Origin of the sequence: Niallia nealsonii (genome assembly GCF_002835805.1) — a bacterium.
Classification (GTDB): domain Bacteria; phylum Bacillota; class Bacilli; order Bacillales; family Cytobacillaceae; genus Niallia; species Niallia nealsonii.
The window spans coordinates 89,305-109,693 of record NZ_PISE01000019.1 but is presented as its reverse complement, the minus strand read 5'-3'; the positions used below and the strand labels follow the sequence as shown (position 1 = coordinate 109,693).

At 36.1% G+C, this 20,389-nt stretch carries 12 protein-coding genes; 11 read left to right on the top strand and 1 reads right to left on the bottom strand.

The features are described from left to right. Positions 1-171 precede the first annotated feature (171 nt). The 8 genes from CWS01_RS10185 (at position 172) to CWS01_RS10145 (ending at position 15,446) form a co-directional block, all read left to right on the top strand. Positions 172-1,578 carry a DUF1565 domain-containing protein gene (locus CWS01_RS10185; RefSeq protein ID WP_101177082.1) on the top strand — a complete coding sequence of 469 codons (1,407 nt, stop codon included), beginning with the start codon at positions 172-174 and terminating at the stop codon, positions 1,576-1,578. Positions 1,579-2,153: 575 nt separating this feature from the next. Further along, positions 2,154-3,137, top strand: coding sequence for an AraC family transcriptional regulator (locus CWS01_RS10175; RefSeq protein WP_101177081.1), 984 nt, complete (start codon positions 2,154-2,156; stop codon positions 3,135-3,137). A gap of 163 nt (positions 3,138-3,300) precedes the next feature. Continuing rightward, positions 3,301-4,665 (top strand): MFS transporter, encoded by a 1,365-nt coding sequence (locus CWS01_RS10170; protein ID WP_101177080.1) that lies wholly within the window; start codon positions 3,301-3,303, stop codon positions 4,663-4,665. After that, on the top strand, positions 4,662-6,230 hold the full coding sequence (locus CWS01_RS10165) for an alpha-L-rhamnosidase-related protein (RefSeq protein WP_101177079.1): 1,569 nt from the start codon (positions 4,662-4,664) through the stop codon (positions 6,228-6,230). The genes CWS01_RS10170 and CWS01_RS10165 overlap by 4 nt, the downstream gene beginning before the upstream one ends. A 340-nt stretch (positions 6,231-6,570) precedes the next feature. Further along, positions 6,571-7,908, top strand: a complete 1,338-nt coding sequence (locus tag CWS01_RS10160) for a family 43 glycosylhydrolase (RefSeq protein ID WP_101177078.1) — start codon at positions 6,571-6,573, stop codon at positions 7,906-7,908. Between the two features lie 220 nt (positions 7,909-8,128). Continuing rightward, positions 8,129-9,400: an MFS transporter gene (locus tag CWS01_RS10155; protein WP_101177077.1), complete on the top strand. Its 1,272-nt coding sequence runs from the start codon at positions 8,129-8,131 to the stop codon at positions 9,398-9,400. Between the two features lie 176 nt (positions 9,401-9,576). Beyond that, entirely contained in the window at positions 9,577-12,396 is a 2,820-nt protein-coding gene (locus tag CWS01_RS10150; protein ID WP_205161146.1) for an alpha-L-rhamnosidase, read from the top strand. A gap of 206 nt (positions 12,397-12,602) precedes the next feature. Then, positions 12,603-15,446 carry an alpha-L-rhamnosidase gene (locus tag CWS01_RS10145; protein WP_168714384.1) on the top strand — a complete coding sequence of 948 codons (2,844 nt, stop codon included), beginning with the start codon at positions 12,603-12,605 and terminating at the stop codon, positions 15,444-15,446. Positions 15,447-15,532: 86 nt separating this feature from the next. On the opposite strand, the gene CWS01_RS10140 is transcribed toward CWS01_RS10145, so the two are convergent. Then, positions 15,533-16,555, bottom strand: a complete 1,023-nt coding sequence (locus CWS01_RS10140) for an AraC family transcriptional regulator (protein ID WP_101177075.1) — start codon at positions 16,553-16,555, stop codon at positions 15,533-15,535. 382 nt (positions 16,556-16,937) lie between these two features. Between CWS01_RS10140 and CWS01_RS10135 the strand changes: the two genes are divergently transcribed. The 3 genes from CWS01_RS10135 to CWS01_RS10125 all read left to right on the top strand — a co-directional run bounded on the left by CWS01_RS10135 (position 16,938) and on the right by CWS01_RS10125 (position 20,138). Further along, positions 16,938-17,513, top strand: a complete 576-nt coding sequence (locus tag CWS01_RS10135; RefSeq protein ID WP_101177074.1) for a TetR/AcrR family transcriptional regulator — start codon at positions 16,938-16,940, stop codon at positions 17,511-17,513. Positions 17,514-17,605: 92 nt separating this feature from the next. Further along, the gene (locus CWS01_RS10130) at positions 17,606-18,628 is read left to right on the top strand and encodes a quercetin 2,3-dioxygenase (protein ID WP_101177073.1); all 1,023 of its coding nucleotides are present in this window, start codon (positions 17,606-17,608) and stop codon (positions 18,626-18,628) included. 112 nt (positions 18,629-18,740) lie between these two features. After that, positions 18,741-20,138 (top strand): MFS transporter, encoded by a 1,398-nt coding sequence (locus CWS01_RS10125; RefSeq protein WP_101177072.1) that lies wholly within the window; start codon positions 18,741-18,743, stop codon positions 20,136-20,138. The last annotated feature ends 251 nt before the right edge of the window (positions 20,139-20,389 follow it).

Below are 20,389 nucleotides of genomic sequence, written 5' to 3'. Positions count from 1 at the left end.
CCATAAAAATATACTAACTCCACAGCTTCTTTTTCACCTAACAGGACGCAACATTTAAGTAAGGTTATGTTCGTATAAATAGTTGCTCAAATGAATATAGGCGAACACAAAAATGAGAGAAGATGAAAAAGTAATAGTTTAAATTAAAAGAATCAACAAAGGGGAACATAGATGAAGAAAAAAGTAAGAGTAATGATGTCTCTTTTGCTGGCATTTTCAATTGGGATGGTCCTGCATGGAAATGCAGAAAAGGTCTCTTTGAAAAATAAATTATATGTGTCTTCGGCTGGAAATGACAAAAACGTGGGAAGCAAGAAAAAGCCTTTAAAAACCATACAAAAAGCCGTTAATTTAGCAAAACCTGGTACAACTGTTTATGTAAGAAAGGGTATCTACAATGAACAAGTTGTCATAAGACGATCTGGATTAAAAAATGCTCCTATCATTATTAAAGCTTATCCGAAGGAAAAGGCAATCATTGATGGGAGAGGTCTTAAGGTATCATGGGACTATCAAGGTTTAGTATCGGTACAGGACAAAAGCTATGTCACCCTTGATGGATTTGAAATCAAAAATTACAAAACAAGACAAGAAGACTTAGTGCCAATTGGCATCTTCATCAGTGGGAGCGGAAAAGGAATCCGCATTTTGCGGAACCATGTTCACCATATCGAAACGCATCATAAAAATGGGAACGCTCATGGGATTGCTGTATACGGAACAAAAGCACCACAAGCGATTGAAGATATTTTGATTTCGGGCAATAAACTAGAAGACATGAAACTGGGTGCCAGTGAAACGCTGGTATTAAACGGGAATGTATCGAACTTCAAAGTTACACGCAATATCGTAAGACGAAACGATAATATAGGAATTGATGCTATCGGATTTGAAGGCGTATCCCCTGATGAAGCGTTTGATCAGGCAAGAAACGGAATTATCAGTAATAACACGGTCTATCAAATATCCAGTTACGGAAATCCAGCCTATGGAAACCATTATTCCGCTGGTGGAATCTATGTGGACGGTGGAAAAGAGATTATTATTGAAAAAAATAAGACATATAAAAACGATATAGGAATAGAAGCGGCTAGCGAACATGCGGGCAAATTCACCAGTTTTATTACTATACGAAAAAATATGATTTATGAAAATAGAAGCGCAGGGATTGCAATAGGAGGATATGACAGCAAAAGAGGAAGCACCATAAAAAGCATAATTACCGACAATATCCTGTATAAAAACGATACAAAATACCAAGATGGCGGACAGCTGCTCCTTCAATATAATACAAAACAAAATAGAATTGAAAACAACATTATGGTCGCAGGAAATTCCAATCTCCTTATTAGTAGTCCTTTCAAGCAAAAAGGAGAGGACAAAATAGACAACAATGTCTATTACCTACATAGGGGAGAAAAAGAGACGCGGTGGATCTGGAAAACAGAAGAAATCATTGGATTCACTGCCTATAAAAAGAAAAGTCTCCAAGATAGAAACAGTGTTTTTAGGAAGCCAAAGTTCGCCGATGAAAGTAAACGCGACTTCCGGTTGAACACCAAAAGTTCAACCAATTAGACGCATTAGGATAGCTACGGCTTAACTAGCACTGAGTTGATCCGAACAAAAAACTATTTGCAATTGCAACATTCTTTATGAACATAGTCCATAAAGAAATTTATATACTTAGTAAAAATTATATGGGATAGAAATGATGTGAAAAAGGAGACTTTTAATTAGCTCTTATTCCTGTTTCTTGAGCGGATGTGTTGTGGGTTCGTAAGCTGCTTACGTATTGATATTTTCAATAAGCTTATTCTCTTAATTTAATCTAGTAAAAAACCGCAGAGAAAAAAATTCTGCGGTTTTGCCTATTAAATAAATCTAGGATTAATACCATTCCAAAAGCCGCAAAAGCCAAAATCGTTTCCAGGATGGTCCATGTTTTTAGTGTTTACGGGACTGACATATTGAAGAATTCCTTAATCAGACAGAATCCTAAATCGTTTATATAAGACAGCATAGGGGAGATTTAAGTATACATTTGATAAAAAAATTCGTTTGCTTAGTGATTTCTCTCCAAGGTATAATTAGCCATTATCTATTTAAATAAAGCTAGGTAGTAAACTATTAAGAAGGGGAGGTACCAAATAGTGAATCATCAGCAACTTGATGAATACTTACGAAAATTTGATTATATTGAAGAAGTTCAAATAAAAACAGGAAATAATGTGAATGATTTTGATGGACATGAACTGCTCATTGAAAGTGGAAGTAATATTCCAAGAATGCAAGAAGAATATTTTTTTCATAGGGGACCTATTTTTATTAATAAGCATCATCGCTTTGCGGATATGCCCCTTCATATACATTCCTTTATTGAGATTAACTATGTATATTCTGGAATCTGCAAACAAATTATTAATGAAAAGGAAATCACCTTAACAAAGGGGCAGGTCTGTTTATTAGATACGGACGTTCCTCATAGCATACCAGCTTTAGGTAAAGACGATATTCTTATTAATATTATTATGAAAAAAGAGACTTTTTCTACTGCATTCTGGACACAATTTACTGGCAAAGGGGTTGTATCAGAGTTTTTATTAAATGCATTAACAGAGAATCAGGTACATGATCGGTATATATTATTTCATTCTCAAGATAATGATGAATTGCAATACACGATTAAAAAGGTATTATGTGAGTTTTTTGATCCATCTGATTATTCCCTTGAAATAGTCTCTGCGTTATTACCTGTGCTCTTTATAGAATTAATGCGTATATACCAACTAGATAAAAATTTTGAAAGTGAAGAAAAAATTGGTCGAACTAATATTATGGAAATTCTTCACTATATTGAAAGAAATTATAAAGAGTGTACTTTAACTTCCCTTGCAAAGCAATTTAACTTTAACTCTAATTATTTAGGGAATATGCTAAAAGAGCGTACTGGAAAAACATTTATAGAGCTTCTGCAATCGCAAAAAATGGTTCGGGCCTCTGTTTTACTAAAAAATACATCTAAAAGTATCGGAGAAATTGCATTTGAAATCGGATATGAAAGCAGTAGTTTCTTTCACCGAAAGTTTAAAGATCATTACGGATGTACACCAAATCATTACCGTAAAAAAAAATGAACCAACAATAACTCTACATTTTTACTTTGTAGAGAAGTGTTTATATGCGCCTGTAAAAAGAGCATGTTTTATCTGTAAACCGTTCGTTGTATCCGTATTCAGAAAGCGTTTTAATATAAATAAGAACTAGTTCAACTTTTTGTAATGCACAGGAGGAAATACAATGAAATCAGCAGTAGGTGTATGGCGTCAACGGGTTGGTTATGGTGTAGCAGATTTATCATGTAACTTAGTTTGGCAAATGATTGGGTTATACTTAATGTTCTATTATACAGATGTTGTGGGAATTGCAGCAGTCCAAGTAAGTTTGCTCTTTTTGTTAACAAGAATAATAGATGGCGTTGCTGATATATTGATGGGAATTCTCATTGATAAAACGAATACAAAGTGGGGGAAATCAAGACCATACTTTTTATATGGGGCTATTCCTTTCGCGCTACTAGGTATTCTTGCATTCTATGTGCCAGATGTTGGTCCAGCTTCCAAATTGCTTTATGCCTATATTACTTATACAGGACTTTCTATTGCATATACGATGGTAAATATACCTCTAGCTTCTATTTTGCCAAGCTTAACTAGCGATCCTCAAGAACGCACTATGTTGGCAACAGTGCGTATAATCTTTTCATTCATTGGGGCGACTGCTGTTAGTGTACTAACTATGCCAATGGTAAAAGGACTAGGAAATGGTTCACAAGCACAAGGCTTTTTCTGGACCATGGTAATCTTTTCTGTAATCGCTTGCCTTTTATTCTTTTTTACATTTAAAAATGTTCAAGAAAAAGTAATAGTACAAGAGGAAAAAATAACTGTAAAACAAGCATTTTTAACCTTGAAAGGAAATAAGCCATATTATATTTTTGCATTAAATATTTTGTTTATGTGGGGTGCATATTTCTTTCAGCAAGGTGCTCTCATTTATTACTTCACATACAATCTTAATCGTCCAGATCTTGTTGGTTTAATAGCAGGAATAGGTTCATTTGTTCCTCTAGCTGGAACTTTTATTACCCCAATCATTGCGAAAAGAATGTACAAGCGCAACTTATTTATGATTGCCAGCGCTGTAAATTTGTTAGGTATTTTGCTTATGCTAGCTGTGGGTGCCTCTATTCCATTTATTATAGTAGGAGCTATTATTGCTGCAATAGGTCACGGAACACGTCAGAGTATCTATTTTTCTATGCAAGCAGATCCTGTTGATTATGGAGAATGGAAAACTGGTATTAATGCAGCTGGTATTTTATCCGCATTAAATGGATTTATTGGGAAAGTAACAATGGCAATTGCTGGAGCATTATTTGGACTAATGTTAACATGGGGAAATTATGCACCGAATACCACACAGACAAATGATGCCTTACTGGCAATTAAAATGGGCTATCTTATCATCCCGGCAATATTTGTTGTAATTTCCATGATTATCATGAGATTTTACGATTTAGATAAAATATACCCACAAATTCGTGCAGATATTGATGCACGTAATTCTAAAAAGAAGACTTCAAATCAGGGGGAAGCGGTATGAGTATTCAAAAAATGAAGGATCAAGTCATTGTTAGAAATGAAAAGTTTGTTGATCAAGCAGAACGATTAAAGCCCAAATTTTTTGAAACCATTGTGAAGCCGGCAGCTTTAATAGAAGTAAAAGAAGATTCAAACGTTATTCATGGCTGGAAGTCTGAGTTTATAGCTCCCATTTCAACCCTTTCAGACCAAGATTATGGTAAAAATGATTCTTTTATACTCGATTTTGGCAATCATTATGTAGGCTATCTTACTATCGATGTTCGTTCAACTGGGAGTCCTCCAGATGCACCACTTAAATTAAAATTGACGATTGGTGAAATGCCTGTTGAGATGGCAGAACCATTTGAAAACTATAATGGGTGGCTAAGCAGTTCATGGCTACAAGAAGAAATAATATTCGTGGATGTTCTTCCAGGTATTATTAAATTACCAAGGCGCTATAGTTTTAGGTATATAAAATTTGAAGTACTGGAGACATCTCCAAAATATCGGGTTGTTTTTGAAAATATTGAATGCAAAGCGATTACATCGGCAGATATAGCTGCTATTGGAACCATTTCTCATGAAGATCCATTACTAAAAAAAATGGATGAAATCAGTATTAAAACTCTGGCAGATTGCATGCAGGATGTATTTGAAGACGGACCAAAGCGTGACCGCCGTCTATGGCTTGGTGATTTACGATTGCAGGCACTTGCAAACTATGAAACATTTAAAACGAATGATCTTGTAAAGCGGTGTCTTTACCTTTTCGCTGCTGTACCAGATAAACATGGTAAAGTTACTGCCAATATTTTTGTTTCGCCAACACTTATTGCAGATGACACTTATTTATTTGATTATTCGCTCTTTTTCATCTCCACTTTACATGATTACTATTATGCAACAAAGGATATGGAGACGTTAAAGGAACTATGGTCTACCGCATATCGACAAATAGAGCTTGCGCTTGACCGTCTTGATGAGAATCATATTGTTAGAGATTCTTCAGACTGGTGGTCATTCATTGATTGGGAGGAAGGTCTAAATAAGCAAACACCTTCTCAGGCGGTATTAATTTATTCTATGAAGCAGGCTATTAATCTTGCAAATGTATTAAAATCGCCTCAGAGATACACACTGAAAGAGAGATTAGAAGAAATAGTGGAAGCCACAAAAAAACATCTTTGGGATGAAGAACAACAGTTTTTTATTAGTGGGGCAGACCGACAGATATCATGGGCAAGCCAAATTTGGATGGTACTTGCAGGGGTCTTTAATGAGGAAGAAAATAAACAACTCATGAAGCGTTTATTGGAAGTTAAACCAGCTGTTGGATTAGCTACTCCATATATGTATCATCATCTCGTAGAAGCCCTAATTATTTCTGATGAAAAAGAGCGGGCAATAACCGAAATGAAAGCATACTGGGGTGGAATGATTAAAGATGGAGCGGATACTTTCTGGGAACTATATGATCCTAAGAATAAAGACTATTCACCTTATGGAAGCCATTTAATTAATAGCTATTGTCATGCATGGAGCTGTACACCAACATATTTAATTAGAAAGTTCAATTTATAAGGTAAATAAAAAGGGCAATCACTTCTGTTGTGTAGTGGTTGTTCTTTTTTTACCTGTTTTTGAACTAGCTAAAAAGTTAGATAAAGAAGTTTACGAGTTACCTGGACAAAATTAAAAATTACTTTGGCGCCTTAAGAGGATTTAGGTGTTTTTATCATGTTTGAAATGGATAGGATTTTTGGTGGATATTGTTATTGTTATTAGCTAGTACCTTTTATACACTAAATGAGAAGCGCTTTCATTTGAGATTTATTATGAACCCAGGGCATTTATTAATGGATAATAGTGTAATCTCCAGCTTTTAGTTTGTTTTTAAAGAGATTTTTAGAGGAGTGGAAAAATGAAAGAATATAAAGATTGTCGCAATCCAGTTCTACCATCAAATTTACATATTCCGGATCCAGAAGCACATGTTATGCCAGATGGCAGAGTATATGTATATGGTTCTTGGGATCAAGAGGAGAATATATTCTGTAGTAAAGAGTATCGGGTCTTTTCATCAGACAATATGGTTGATTGGGTAGATCATGGAGTATCGTTTGATTCAAGTAAAATACCTTGGATTTTTGATAAGAATGCACCAAAGTATCCAAGTAGTATTGACTGGACAAAGCCGACACCATTTTTGAAGAAAATGATTCAAAAAGATACCAAGGATGGAAAGTTAGAGATTCCCAAGTTCCCGGATGATATGTTGTTTGCACCAGATGCCATTTACAGGGATGGGAAATATTATCTGTATTTTTGTATGGCCGATTCTAGCGAAGGGGTTGCAGTGGCAGATAAACCAGAAGGTCCATTTAATAACCCGGCTCAACTACCATGTGGTGGAATTGACCCAGCCGTTTTTATCGATGATGATGGTCAGGCCTATTTCTATTGGGGACAGTTCTTTGCCCATGTTGCAAAATTAAAAGACAATATGGTCGAGTTTGAAGAAGGATCTATTTTATATAATATTGTTACCGAAGAGGAACATTATTTTCATGAAGGCAGTTCACTTCGAAAACGTGAAGATACATATTATTTTTTATATTCCAGCATGGTTCGCGGCAAACCTACGTCCTTGGCCTATGCAACTAGTAAATCACCGCTTGGACCGTTTCAGTATAGGGGAGTTATTGTTGATAACGATGGTTGTGATCCGCAGAGCTGGAATAATCATGGTTCAATTGAAGAAGTGAATGGACAGTGGTATGTATTTTATCATCGAAGCTCTCAGAATAGGCAGCAAAAACGTAGGCTCTGCATTGAACCCATTTTCTTTAATGAAGATGGTAGCATTAAGGAAGTTAAAATGACTTCTCAAGGGGCTGGCAGACCATTTGCCATTACTGAAATAATAGAGGCTTATCGGGCATGTCAGTTAACCGGCAGTGTTTACATTGCTCCTTTAAAAAATGGATGGGAAGGTTTAACTGATATAAGAGACGGGGACGAGGCTATTTATCGATATGTAGAATGGGAAAAGCCAGTTAATGATATCTCAATAGAAGGCACTGGTAGTGGTGAAATTAAAATTTATTTAGATAATGAAAAAGAAGCTTCAGGAAGTATTATTCTAGATAAAGGACATATTATGAATTCCTCTTTTCAAGGATCTTCAGGTAAGCATCAGATAAAATTAAAATTTAGTAAGGTTAATAGCCTAGAAGTTCATACAATAATCTTTAGATAAAATTCTAGAGACTATGTTAAAAAATCCATGCATCTGTGTGGATTTTTTTAGATTGCTACAGGTATATTTATCATAATCGTGATAATTATCTAACAATAAGGTTTGAAATGGATAGTATTTTTGTCGTATATGGCTATAGTTACCTATTGGTTCTTGGGATACACTGTATATAGAAGCGCTTTCAAAGTTTAAAAAATATTAAAGAAGGAAGGTTATAAAAATGAATTCTAATGTAATTAAAACACCTTTTCCTCGATTAATTGCAGGTATTTCTATTGGAAGCTTTGGTTATAACATTGCCATGGTTATCCCACTTGCATTCTTGCTTACAGTTAAATTGGCTATGCTTAATCCTGAAAACGTTACCATTAATTTTAGTATTATTGGATTAGCTACTGGAATCACAGGTGTTTTTAGTCAATATCTGGCCGGTATGATCAGTGATCGAACCACATTAGCATTTGGCCGTCGCCGACCTTGGATATTAATTGGTGCAATTGGAGCAGCTGCAGCACTTTACGGAGTTGGTACGGCTAAATCCTTCACCATACTTTTGGTATTTTGGTTGCTAGCTAAAATCCTTCTATCCTTTATGCTGACTGCAACAACAGCAATTATTCCCGATCAAGTGCCGGAAAATAAACGTGGTACGGCGTCAGGAATCTTTGGTCTCATCGGTCCAGTTGCGATTCTTGTTGGGCTCAACTTAATGTTCATGTTAAATAGTTGGAGTGTTGAAAACAAATTTTTATTACTTGGAATCATAAGTATTATCTCCGCAATTATTACATGTGTATTAGTAAAAGAAGGGAAAGTGGAGTATCAAAAAGAACGCGGACAAAATAATACATTAACCTTCAGTGAAAAAATGTCTCGCATTTATCCAAGCCCTAAAAAATATCCATCCTTCACATATGGAGTGTTAACAAGACTTTTTATGGGGGTGGCCTACACTGCTACTTCTTTTACGAGTGTTTATTATCTTGAACATTTTCATGTCTCCCAAGAGGCATTGGCAGGAATTGTTTCAACTAACTCAAACATAACCATACCTGTTTTGGCGGTTGCTAGTATCATTGGTGGTGCCCTTTCAGATAAATTTGGCCGCCAAAAACCATTTGTTTTTCTTGCTGCAGTGATTACCGCAATAGGTATTATTGGTCTTGGTTTTGCTCCGAGTATCTCTATTTCCTACGTATGTGGTGCTGTTATTTCCCTTGGTTTTGGAATGTTCTTGGCAGTAGATATGGCCCTTATGACAAGAATCCTTCCACACCCTGAAGACGCAGCAAAAGATATGGGGATTGTCAATATTGCACATGACATTGGGGGATCTCTTGCAAACTCTACTGCAGGTCCAATTGTTGCGGCAGGAGGCTATCCTGTATTCTTTGGAGTTCTAGCTGCCTTTGGAATCTTAGCCGGCGTGATGGTTAAACCGATACCGGAAATGGAAAGAGAAGAATTTCCTAAAATAAACATTGCTAAGTAAATACTCGAAATAAAATCGACGCGGTGCTTGTTGGATTTTATCTATATATTAAGGAGGTTCTGTGTGAATATAACCTTGATTATCATGGCAACAACAGCTGTTCTTTTTGAAATGATCGTAGCACCTTACTTTATAAACAACACGAGAAATCGAAGGAACTTGAGGAGGAAATAATTTTGATAAAGGTCATTAACTTAAAAATAGAAAATCAATATACACTAATGGGAACTGATATTTTACAGCCGCGTTTTAGCTGGAATCTAGAAAGTGAAAAACCAAACCTTTCACAGGAGGCCTATCAAATAAATGTATTTGAAAAAGAATCCTCAGGCTTAAAAAGCTTAATATGGGATTCAAATAAAGTAATTGCTAAGGAGTCTGTGAATATTAAATATGAAGGCCCTCTATTAAAGAGCAAATCCATATACTGCTGGCAAGTACGTGTTTGGTGTTCCCATGAAGAAAAATCAGCCTGGAGTGATGAAGGACAATGGGAAATGGGTCTTTTACAAGAGGAAGAGTGGGTGGCAAAATGGATCGAACCGCAACAGTTAAATGTAACAGAAGAACCTGAGTTAACATTGGAGGATATGTTTATAAATAAGAAGAAATCAGATAGACTTCCTCCGGAAAAAAGATTGCACCCGCCAAAAATGATGCGAAAATCTTTTCAGGTTGACCAAAAAAAAATAGAAAAAGCTCGGCTTTATATTACCGCTCATGGTCTATATCACTCAAAAATAAATGGACAAAGGATAACGGAGGCGAAATTCACACCAGATCACACTTCTTATTCTAATTATCTGCAGTACCAAACTTATGATGTGACGCCTTATCTTTGCATAGGGGAAAATGTTTTAGGGGTGATCTTGGCTGATGGATGGTATGCAGGAAGAATAAGCATCCCTGGAGGCAGCTCCCAATTTGGCAACAGACTGGGATTGCTTGCTCAGCTAGAAATTACTTTTGAGGATCAAACCAAGCAAATTATTGCATCAGATCACTCATTTTTATCTGCTGACAGTCACTATGTTTATAGTGATATTTTCATAGGGGAGAAACAAGATAAAAGATTAGAAAAGTCTGGCTGGGATCAACCAGGGTATTATTGTGAAACCCGTGAATGGGTACCAGTTGAACTGGCTGATTATAAATTTGACAATCTGCGTGCCCAATATGGAGAATTTGTAAAACCAATTGAAATCCTATCTCCTAATAGAATATGGAAAGATCAGAGTCAAGCTTATATTATAGATTTCGGCCAAGTTATTGCTGGACGTGTTCGGCTGAAGTTGAAGGGTTCAAAAGGACAGGAACTTAAACTGGAACATAGTGAAGTTTTGAACGAAAAAGGAGAATTTTTTAATAATATTGTGGGACGCAACAAAGAACAAACAGATTATTATGTGGCGAGCGGCGAGGAAGGAGAGGTTTTTGAACCGACTTTCACTTTTCATGGTTTTCGCTATGTCCGTCTATCAGGCTATGATTCTGAATTACTACCAGAGGATATATCAGCCATTGTTTTGTATTCAAATATGAAGATAACAGGTCAATTTACCACCTCTAATCCAGACCTTAATCAACTATGGGAAAATATTCAATGGAGCCAAAAGGGCAATATGCTGTCTATTCCAACGGACTGTCCGCAACGAGAAAGAGCTGGTTGGACTGGTGATCTACAGGTTTTTGCTCCTACTGCTGCTTTTAATATGGATGTGCAAGCATTTTTAACAAGATGGCTATGGAATTTACAGCTGGAACAGACAGAAGAAGGGGAAGTCCTCAATTACTGTCCGGCACCAAAGGATATCTGGAATGATGTCAAATTTACGGGCACTATTTCCTCTGCGGGTTGGGGAGACGCTATTATTATTGTTCCATGGGTCATGTATCAAAGGTATGGAGATAGACAAATTCTTGAACAATGCTACCCGGCAATGGAAAAATGGCTGGATTTCGTACAGAAAAGTGCGGCACAAAATAAAGAAAATGTTAAGCATGAGTATGAGCGTTATTTGTGGGATACGAAGTTCCATTTTGGAGACTGGATGATCCCAAGTTTTATGCTCGGTGAAAAGCCGCAAGGGCCAATTGCTACTGCTCATGCAACAAAAGACTGTATGGCTACTGCCTTTTATGCGTATTCAGCAGGCTTATTATTTGAAATTGCCAAAATTCTTGGCAAACAAGGAGAGGCTGATTATTATCAGGATCTCCATAATAAGGTGAAAGAAGCCTTTGAAATGGCTTATGTTAAAGACTCAGGTCTGCTGACAGCGGATTATCAGGGTGTTTATACCATTGCCATTGCCTTTAACCTTCTATCAGGCGATAGAAAGAAAAATGCTGTAAATCGATTAGTAGCGTTAATCAAAAAAAACAATTATAAAATCGATACTGGATTTTTATCGGTTCCTTATATTATGGATGTCCTATGTGAAAATGGACACGAGGATCTTGCATTTAAGCTTCTCTTCCAGACTGCCTGTCCTTCTTGGTTATATGAGGTGAAAAATGGGGCTACGACTATTTGGGAGTCATGGGAAGCTATTAAACCGGACGGAAGAGTGGGATCTTTTTCTTTTAATCACTATGCATTCGGTTGTATCGGGGATTGGCTCGTTCGCCATATTGGCGGTTTAACCCCACTACAACCTGGGTACCGTAAGTTCAAGATTGAACCACATTATGGTAATCGGTTAAAGTTCGCTGAAACCCAATATGAATCTGTATATGGCGAAATTAAGGTGAAATGGGAGATTCAAGACGAGAAGGAAATGGTCCTTCAAGTCAAGGTGCCAGCTAATACATGTGCCATAATTTCCCTGCAAAATGTAAGTTTAGACAACATTGCTTATCTACAAAAATATGTGAAGAAGAAAGGATATTCAAATCCCAAATTCTATCAGGAGGAAAAACGATTTGAATTCACCGTGTCTTCGGGACAGATTGAAGTGAACTGGAAACTGCATCATGCTCTCCAAAATATATAAAAAGAGCAGTTAGACTAAAGAAGAATAAAAGACTTGTCTAAATAATAGAGGGGGTGCTTTTATTCTTTTTTTGTTGTCAGTGTCATTTTTAATATAGTATGTGTGAATTGGATAAGAATCTAGCAGAAAATAATTATAACTAATAAAATAGCATTTTATAAATTTATTATAGTAGGAAATTCCATTCTTAATAAAGAGGGATGACAATGATTATTAAAAATCTCAAAACAAATCGTATCACAAATCCAATGGGTTTTGATTTAGGTAGTCCCCGTGTGAGTTGGATTACAGAATCTAGTATTGCAAAAAAACAAAAGGCAGCTCAAATACAAGTAGCTATGGACATCGAGTTTAACCAAATTATATTAGATACTGGTATAAGCAGTGATATAGATAGTATAAGTTATGAATTAAAAATAGATTTAAAGCCACAGACTCGCTACTATTGGAAAGTGACAGTATGGGCAGATAATGGTGAGGTTGCAACAAGTGAGATTGCCTGGTTTGAAACAGCGAAGTTAGATAAACCTTGGAAAGCAAAATGGGTTACTCCGGAGTTTGCTGCCAATATAAACCCTGTGATATACAAAACGGTATCTTTTGATAAAGAAGTTGAATCAGTAAGAGTATATATGACAGGTTTAGGTTTATATGAACTATATGTAAATAAGAGTAAAGTTGGAAATGAGTACTTAACTCCAAACTTTAATGCCTATGACAGATGGATTCAATATCAAACCTATGATATTACAGAGAATATACAGTGGGACCAGAATTTAATTGAAATCGCCTTGGGGGATGGCTGGTATAAGGGCCGTGTTTTTGGATTTGATTCTAATCCTATCAATACCTATGGGGACAAATTTGTAGCTTTGGCAGAAATTCTTGTTCATTATGCGGATGGAACATATGAAACAATTATAACGGATAACACTTGGAAGGCCCGATACAGCAACATTACGATAAGTAGTATATATGATGGTGAAGTGTATGATGCAACTCTGGATACTTCTGAAGCTTTTTCTGTTATTGAAGTAGATTATGGCTATGAAAAATTAAAAGCACGGTTAAGTTTACCTGTGAAGATGAAAGAAGAAATTAAGCCGATTGATATTATTTATACCCCTGCGGGAGAAACTGTTTTAGATTTTGGCCAAAATATGGTGGGATGGGTATCATTTTCAACAACAGCCCCAAAGGGTACGGTTATTAAACTCTCACACGGTGAGATATTGCAGAGGGGTAATTTTTATCGTGAAAATTTACGATCTGCTAAGGCAGAGTATACGTATATATCAGAGGGAGAACAAATAAAAACCCGTCCTCATTTTACTTATTATGGGTTTAGATATGTTAAAGTGGAAGGCTGGTACGGTGAAATTTCTCTAGATTATTTCGTGGGACACGTTGTATATTCCGATATGGAACTTACAGGTCATATAGAAACCAACAATGAGAAGATAAATCGTCTTTTTCTAAATGTGCTATGGGGACAAAAAGGAAACTTCTTAGATGTACCAACAGACTGTCCACAGCGTGATGAGAGGCAGGGCTGGACAGGAGATGCTCAAGTATTCTCTGGAACTGCCAGTTTTAACATGGATACAGCAGCCTTTTTTCAAAAATATGGTTATGATATAGCGGCAGAACAAAGAAAGTTTGGTGGAAGTGTTCCCTATGTAGTTCCTACTAACGGGTTTAATATGCATGGATCGACTGCTTGGGGTGAAGCTGCAACAGTAATTCCTTGGAATGTCTATCTTTATTTTGGCGACAAGGCTATTCTTGAAAATCAATTATCTAGCATGAAGGCTTGGGTTGATTATATTAAGAATATTGATGACGCTAATGGTTCGACAAGACTTTGGGTAATTAACAATCATTTTGGTGACTGGTTATCGTTAGATGCACCAGAACCTAGCATAATGACGGGTGGTACAGATACAGGTTATATTGCTTCTGCCTACTACTGCTATTCTTCTGAATTAGTTGCAAAAGCTGCAACAGTATTAGGTAAAGAGAATATGGCAAAAGAATATAGTGAACTAGCAGCGGAAATTAGAAAGGCCATTCAAGATGAATACTTTTCTAAGAATGGCAGATTGACGGTTGATACTCAAACCGGATATGTTCTTGCTTTGTTCCTGAATCTTGTACCAGAGGGATACACGGAAAAAGCTGTTAATGGACTGGTTAAAAAGCTAAAGGAAAGTAAGTATCATTTAAAGACAGGTTTTGTTGGAACTCCTTATCTCTGTTTAGTCCTGTCAAAGTATGGACGCAATGACCTTGCCTATCGCTTACTATTAAATGAAGACTATCCGAGTTGGCTATATGCTGTTAATCTTGGTGCCACAACAATATGGGAACGCTGGAATTCTGTCCTTGAAGATGGATCGATCAGCGATACAGGAATGAATTCTTTAAATCACTATGCATATGGATCTATAGTGGAATGGATGTATCGTTATATGGTAGGGTTTAATCCAGTAGAGGGGAAGCCGGGCTTCAGACATATCCAATTTACGGCAATGCCTGAAGAAAAGTTTAAATGGGTAAAAGGAATATATAGTAGTCCTGCTGGTACGTATGAAAGTGCTTGGAGTTATGATGAAAATAGGAAATTGACCATCAAGCTTGTCGTACCTTTTAATACTTCAGCCACAGTAGTTCTTCCTGATGCAGATCTTAACACAGTAAAAGTAAACGGAGGCATGTTAAAGGATGTATATCCAAATGCAATTGTGCAGGGAGGTAATATCAGTTTTGAAGTAGAAAGTGGAACGTACGAGTTTATGTACAAACAAGAAAGAACAAGAGGCAAAAATTATCATATTGAAATGGATGTAAAAACGTTACTCGCAGATGACGAGGCGAAGAAAATAATCCTAGAGTATATGCCGGAACTAAACTATATGCCTGAGTTTCTTCTTGATGGAAGTTTAGAAGAGATTATGCTTACACCATTTTCAAAGAGCAATTTTGTTGTGTTAAGGAAGTTAGATGCTAAGTTAAGAACGATAGGTAAGCCTGAATCAATAATGAAATAAAGCCACTAAAATAAGTACGCTTCCCTTCTAAGATCCGTAATGAAGGACAGCGGGAAAAGGATGAAAAAATATAAAAACACGAATCCTCACTCCTTATTAAGAGTGAGGATTTCATGTTTTTTGCGGTATTCCGCAGGTGTGACATCGTGAATCTTTTTAAAGGATTTATAAAAAAAAGTAATATTAGTATAGCCGATTTTATTGGCAATTTGTTCAATGGTTAAATTGGTATTTTCCAGAAGGACACAAGCATTTTTTATTTTAATGTGATGGGAAACTTCGATAAAGGTTTTTCCTAAATTATTTTTCAACAGCCTTGTTAGGTGATTTGGGTGGAAATGAAATCTTTCAGCTGTTTTCTCCAGTGTCACGGCATGATAATTTTGTTCCATAAAGTTCAGAATATCCGAGATGACTGCCTTTTTTACAATGGGTTCTTCTTTGCTTTTTGGAGAACTATGATAAATCCGTAAAAGCTCAGTAAAAATTAGTAGCATATAGGAATTGATTGCTTCATTAGAACATAGCTGCGGGTTATGGAATTCCTCCCAAGCTTGCATGATTAAATCTTTAAGCCTATTGTTTCGACTATTAGAAAATAAGATGTAACGACTTTCTTTCTTCTGTTGATAAATAGTATTTACAAAAAAATTTGTCAACAAGTCATTACCAGATAACCTTTGTAGCAAAGCTGAATCAAAATAGTTTGTCCGTATCATAATGTTAATCAAAATATCATTTTGAGATGCGCTATCAATGGCATGTCGTACATTCGTATCTAGCAAACAGAGATCTCCTTGTTTTAGAATAATCTCTTTGCCATTAATGTATTGTTTACAGGTCCCTGAATATATATAATTCATTTCGATAAATGAATGCCTATGTTCCGTAAATCTAACAAACCGAGGATGCTTTATAAATACAACATTTTGATTGGGTTTAAAGAAATGGTCAATTGGCACGACACTAGGAGATTGTGAATTTGGCGAAAAAGTAAGTTCCGATTCAACTAATTCAGAGAAAAAATTTGGCTGTTCCGGGGTTCCTGAATACTTTTTTTCAAATTCATCCATCTCAAATAATTGCTTTTCAAGCTTTGAAATCTCCATAAGAATCACCTATTTGCCTTTTTTAAAATTTTTGCTTACCTGCTAATGAACGGATAGAGATATTATTTTGTTCCTATATATAATTGTAAGCGATTTCTTATAAAAAGGAAACAATGCTTACTTTATCTTTAAGTTGGTGGCAGCTCTTTTTATAGGTCATAATGATAAAAAAATTCTTTTATTGGCGTTTTTTTCTGCAATATATTTAGCTATTTATAAAAATTAGGGTTTTAAATCTTGCTTATTCGACTAAAGGATGCAGTTGAAGAAGGGTTTTATTCTTTTGTATTGCAAATCTCTATTATAAAGCTTTGACAAATTATTAGCTGTTTTCTATATTTGTATAAGTAAATGTTCAACATAACAAGGAGGCTATTCCTTAATGGTTAGTAAAGTTAATTCAAGAGAAAAAATTCTTCAAACAGCATCACGTCTTTTTCAATTGCAAGGATACCATGGAACAGGGTTAAATCAAATCATCAAAGAAAGTGGCTTACCGAAAGGATCTCTTTATCATCATTTTCCAAATGGAAAAGAGGAGTTAGCTATTGAAGCTGTTCAATATACAAGCAAATTTATTGAAGAAAACCTGCAAAAATTGATGAATGAAAAGGAAGGTCCTGTAGAAGCTATACAAGCTTTTATTAGGGATACAGCTAGTCAATTTGATAACTTAGAGGATATTAAAGGAATTCCTGTCGGTTTGCTGGCAAGTGAAACGGCTTTAATAAGCGAGCCCTTACGGAATGCGTGTATGCAGGCATTTAAAAATTGGCAAATGATTATTGCAAAAAAATTGATTCAAAATGGATATGAAAAAGAAGAGGCTACAAAGAAAGGATTATTAGTAAATTCAATGATTGGAGGAGGTATTATGCATTCTTTAACAAGTAAGGATAAAACCCCTCTTCTTGTTATCATGGAAGTTATACCATTACTTATAGAAAAAAAAGGGTAGCAATTTGCAATCCTTTATTCTATAATTAGACAGACCGGTCTATTTTTAAAATATATCTAGACAGATTAGTCTATATAGAAAGAGGGATTATTATGACAACTACACTATTAAATGGACTACCGCAAAAGAAGGTACCTTATCTGCTTCGAAGTGGTGAAGGAAAACGTTATCTTTTTGGTAGACAAGTCGCCACTATTATGGCGGATGTAAACAGTACTGATAGTATATTTGAAATGGTATTGGTGTCTGGGGGGAAAGGTGACGCTTTTCCATCCCATCTTCACGACAAAACTCATGAAGGAATCTTAGTGCTTGACGGTAAATTGGAACTTGCGCTTAATGAGGATACCCATCTCCTTTTACCTGGAGATTATGCTCATATTCCGGCTGGAACTATTCACAGCTATCAAATGCATAGCCATAGAACCCGATTCGTATCTTACACATCAAAAGGTGAAATCGCTCGGCTTTATTCTGTAATTGGCCAACCGTACGATAAAGTAGAATATCCCCCGCATAAAAGTAGCGATATTCCGCATGAAAAGCTGCAGGCAGCTGCTGCTGGGACTGATATTCGATTTATACTCAATAGACGACAGCCAAGTACCGCTAAATTAGTTGGAAATACGGTGTTGCCTGATCAAGTGATTCCTTATGTTCTTGCCTCTGGAGAAGGTGATCGTCTGTTGACCGGTGACCAGCTTCATCGAATTATTGCTGCCCAGAAGAATACAGATGGACGATTTATCATTGTTTCATCAGAGGGTCCAAAAGGCGACCGAATTGTAGAACATTATCATGAACATCATACAGAGACCTTCTTCTGCCTTGAAGGACAGATGACTATGTGGGCAAACGGTGAGGAAATTCAATTAAACCCTGGGGATTTCCTTCATGTTCCTGCTCACACTGTACATTCATATCGTTTAGATTCGCATTATACAAAAATGGTAGGGTTATTGGCTTCAGGCTTATTTGAACCATTTTTTCGTACTTTGGGAGATCCATATGAGCATTATATTTTCCCAAGTGACCCTCAGCCTCTAAGGTTCGATAGAGTGCTACAGATTATTAATGAATTAGATTTAAAAGTTGTCAACAAAGTAACTCAATAAATCCTGCACTACTGTTTAATCGATAAATATAAGCAAGAGGAAACAGACTTCCTTTTGCTCATGTTTATTAGTGTATAAAATTATTAATCCTATTTAAAAAAGGAGATAAAGAATGAGTCAAACTAGTTTAAATGCCGAGCAACAACATAGAGAAAAACTTATCTTGATTCTTGCTTTTGCTCTGGTTATTTCGGTTATGAATTCAACTATGTTTAATATGGCCATTCCAACCATCACAAAGGAATTTAATCTTCAGCCTTCACAAGCGGGATGGATTGTAACAGGCTATATTATTGTTTATGCCATAGGTTCAGTTATGTATGGAAAATTAGCGGATCGCTATAAGCTTAAAAACTTAATTTCGACGGGGCTAATTATTTTTGCTGTGGGGTCAATTATAGGTTTTACAGCAGCTAATTTCGAAATGATTGTAGCTGGCCGAGTTCTTCAGGCAATAGGTGCATCAGTTATGCCCGCCACCTCCATGATTATTCCTGCTCGTTACTTTACTCTTGAAACAAGGGGAAGAGCATTGGGGATGACTTCAGCTGGAATGGCTTTAGGAACAGCGCTAGGACCTATTGTTGCTGGTCTCGTAACCAGCTTTATAAGCTGGCATTATCTCTTTATCATTTCTCTTTTTGCTTTGGTCACTCTTCCTTTTTTTAGAAAATATCTAAACGATGAAACACCGAAAGAGAATGCAAAGACAGATTTGATTGGAGCTGGGCTACTTGCGGGAACTCTAGCTTTGCTCCTACTTGCTATTACCGGAAGTTCCCTATTATGTGCAATCGTAGGAGCACTCTTCCTTCTTTTATTCGTAAGAAGGATTACTTCAACAAAGGAACCTTTTGTACAAGCAACATTATTTAAAAACAAAAACTACACTGTTGCAATTATTGTTTCTGGTTTAAGCTCAGGGATTGGGTTCGGAATTCCCTATTTAACACCTCTTTTATTGCAAGGTATCAATGGCTTATCTCCTATATTAAGCGGTCTAATTATGTTTCCAAGTGCTTTATTAGCAGCTGCATTAGGCAAGAAAGCTGGTAAAATAGCAGATATCAAAGGAAACAACTTTTTAACGTATACAGCGTTATTAAGCTTCTTTCTCGGATACAGCCTTCTATCCTTTATGGCAGGATTATCCCCGCTGATTATTATGGTTGTCTTGATATTTGCTTGTATTGGCCAAACTTTTATACAAATTGCTCTGGCAAATACGGTTTCCCGCACATTGCCGGCAGAACAGGCAGGAGTAGGGATGGGGGTTTTTATGATGATAAACTTTATCGCTGGTGCTACCGATACTACCTTAATAAGCAAAGTATTGGAAATTAAACACACTACCCTCCACCTAAATCCTTTCCTACAAGATCAGGATAGCTTGAACTTTAGTAATATTTATGCTGTATTGGCACTATTTATCATAGTTGTATCTCTAATTTATACAAGTAATTTTAGGAAAGCTTCTAAACTAAAATTTCACAGTAAAAATATTAATTAAGTGGCGGGTAGTTCAAATTTGTTTAAGCAACTCTTAGTTAAAAGGAATAAAATTGTCTCTTCAACAAAGGATAAGTCTAGTGTTAACGATTAACACTCAACATAAATGTGGAGGGATGTACTGTGTATACTCTTATCAGCTTAATTTCAACTTTTATCATATTATTGATGGAGATATCATTCTGCATTAATCAGAAGGCAGCCTGGTTCCACTCACTATTGAGGAGAATACCATCTTTAATCTAAGCATGA

Excerpts from the sequence above, each read along its gene's own strand:
- CWS01_RS10185 (WP_101177082.1), top strand. The coding sequence starts at position 172 with ATGAAGAAAAAAGTAAGAGTAATGATGTCTCTTTTGCTGGCATTTTCA.
- CWS01_RS10170 (WP_101177080.1), top strand. The coding sequence starts at position 3,301 with ATGAAATCAGCAGTAGGTGTATGGCGTCAACGGGTTGGTTATGGTGTA.
- CWS01_RS10165 (WP_101177079.1), top strand. The coding sequence starts at position 4,662 with ATGAGTATTCAAAAAATGAAGGATCAAGTCATTGTTAGAAATGAAAAG.
- CWS01_RS10160 (WP_101177078.1), top strand. The coding sequence starts at position 6,571 with ATGAAAGAATATAAAGATTGTCGCAATCCAGTTCTACCATCAAATTTA.
- CWS01_RS10155 (WP_101177077.1), top strand. The coding sequence starts at position 8,129 with ATGAATTCTAATGTAATTAAAACACCTTTTCCTCGATTAATTGCAGGT.
- CWS01_RS10145 (WP_168714384.1), top strand. The coding sequence starts at position 12,603 with ATGATTATTAAAAATCTCAAAACAAATCGTATCACAAATCCAATGGGT.
- CWS01_RS10140 (WP_101177075.1), bottom strand. The coding sequence starts at position 16,555 with ATGGAGATTTCAAAGCTTGAAAAGCAATTATTTGAGATGGATGAATTT.
- CWS01_RS10135 (WP_101177074.1), top strand. The coding sequence starts at position 16,938 with ATGGTTAGTAAAGTTAATTCAAGAGAAAAAATTCTTCAAACAGCATCA.
- CWS01_RS10130 (WP_101177073.1), top strand. The coding sequence starts at position 17,606 with ATGACAACTACACTATTAAATGGACTACCGCAAAAGAAGGTACCTTAT.
- CWS01_RS10125 (WP_101177072.1), top strand. The coding sequence starts at position 18,741 with ATGAGTCAAACTAGTTTAAATGCCGAGCAACAACATAGAGAAAAACTT.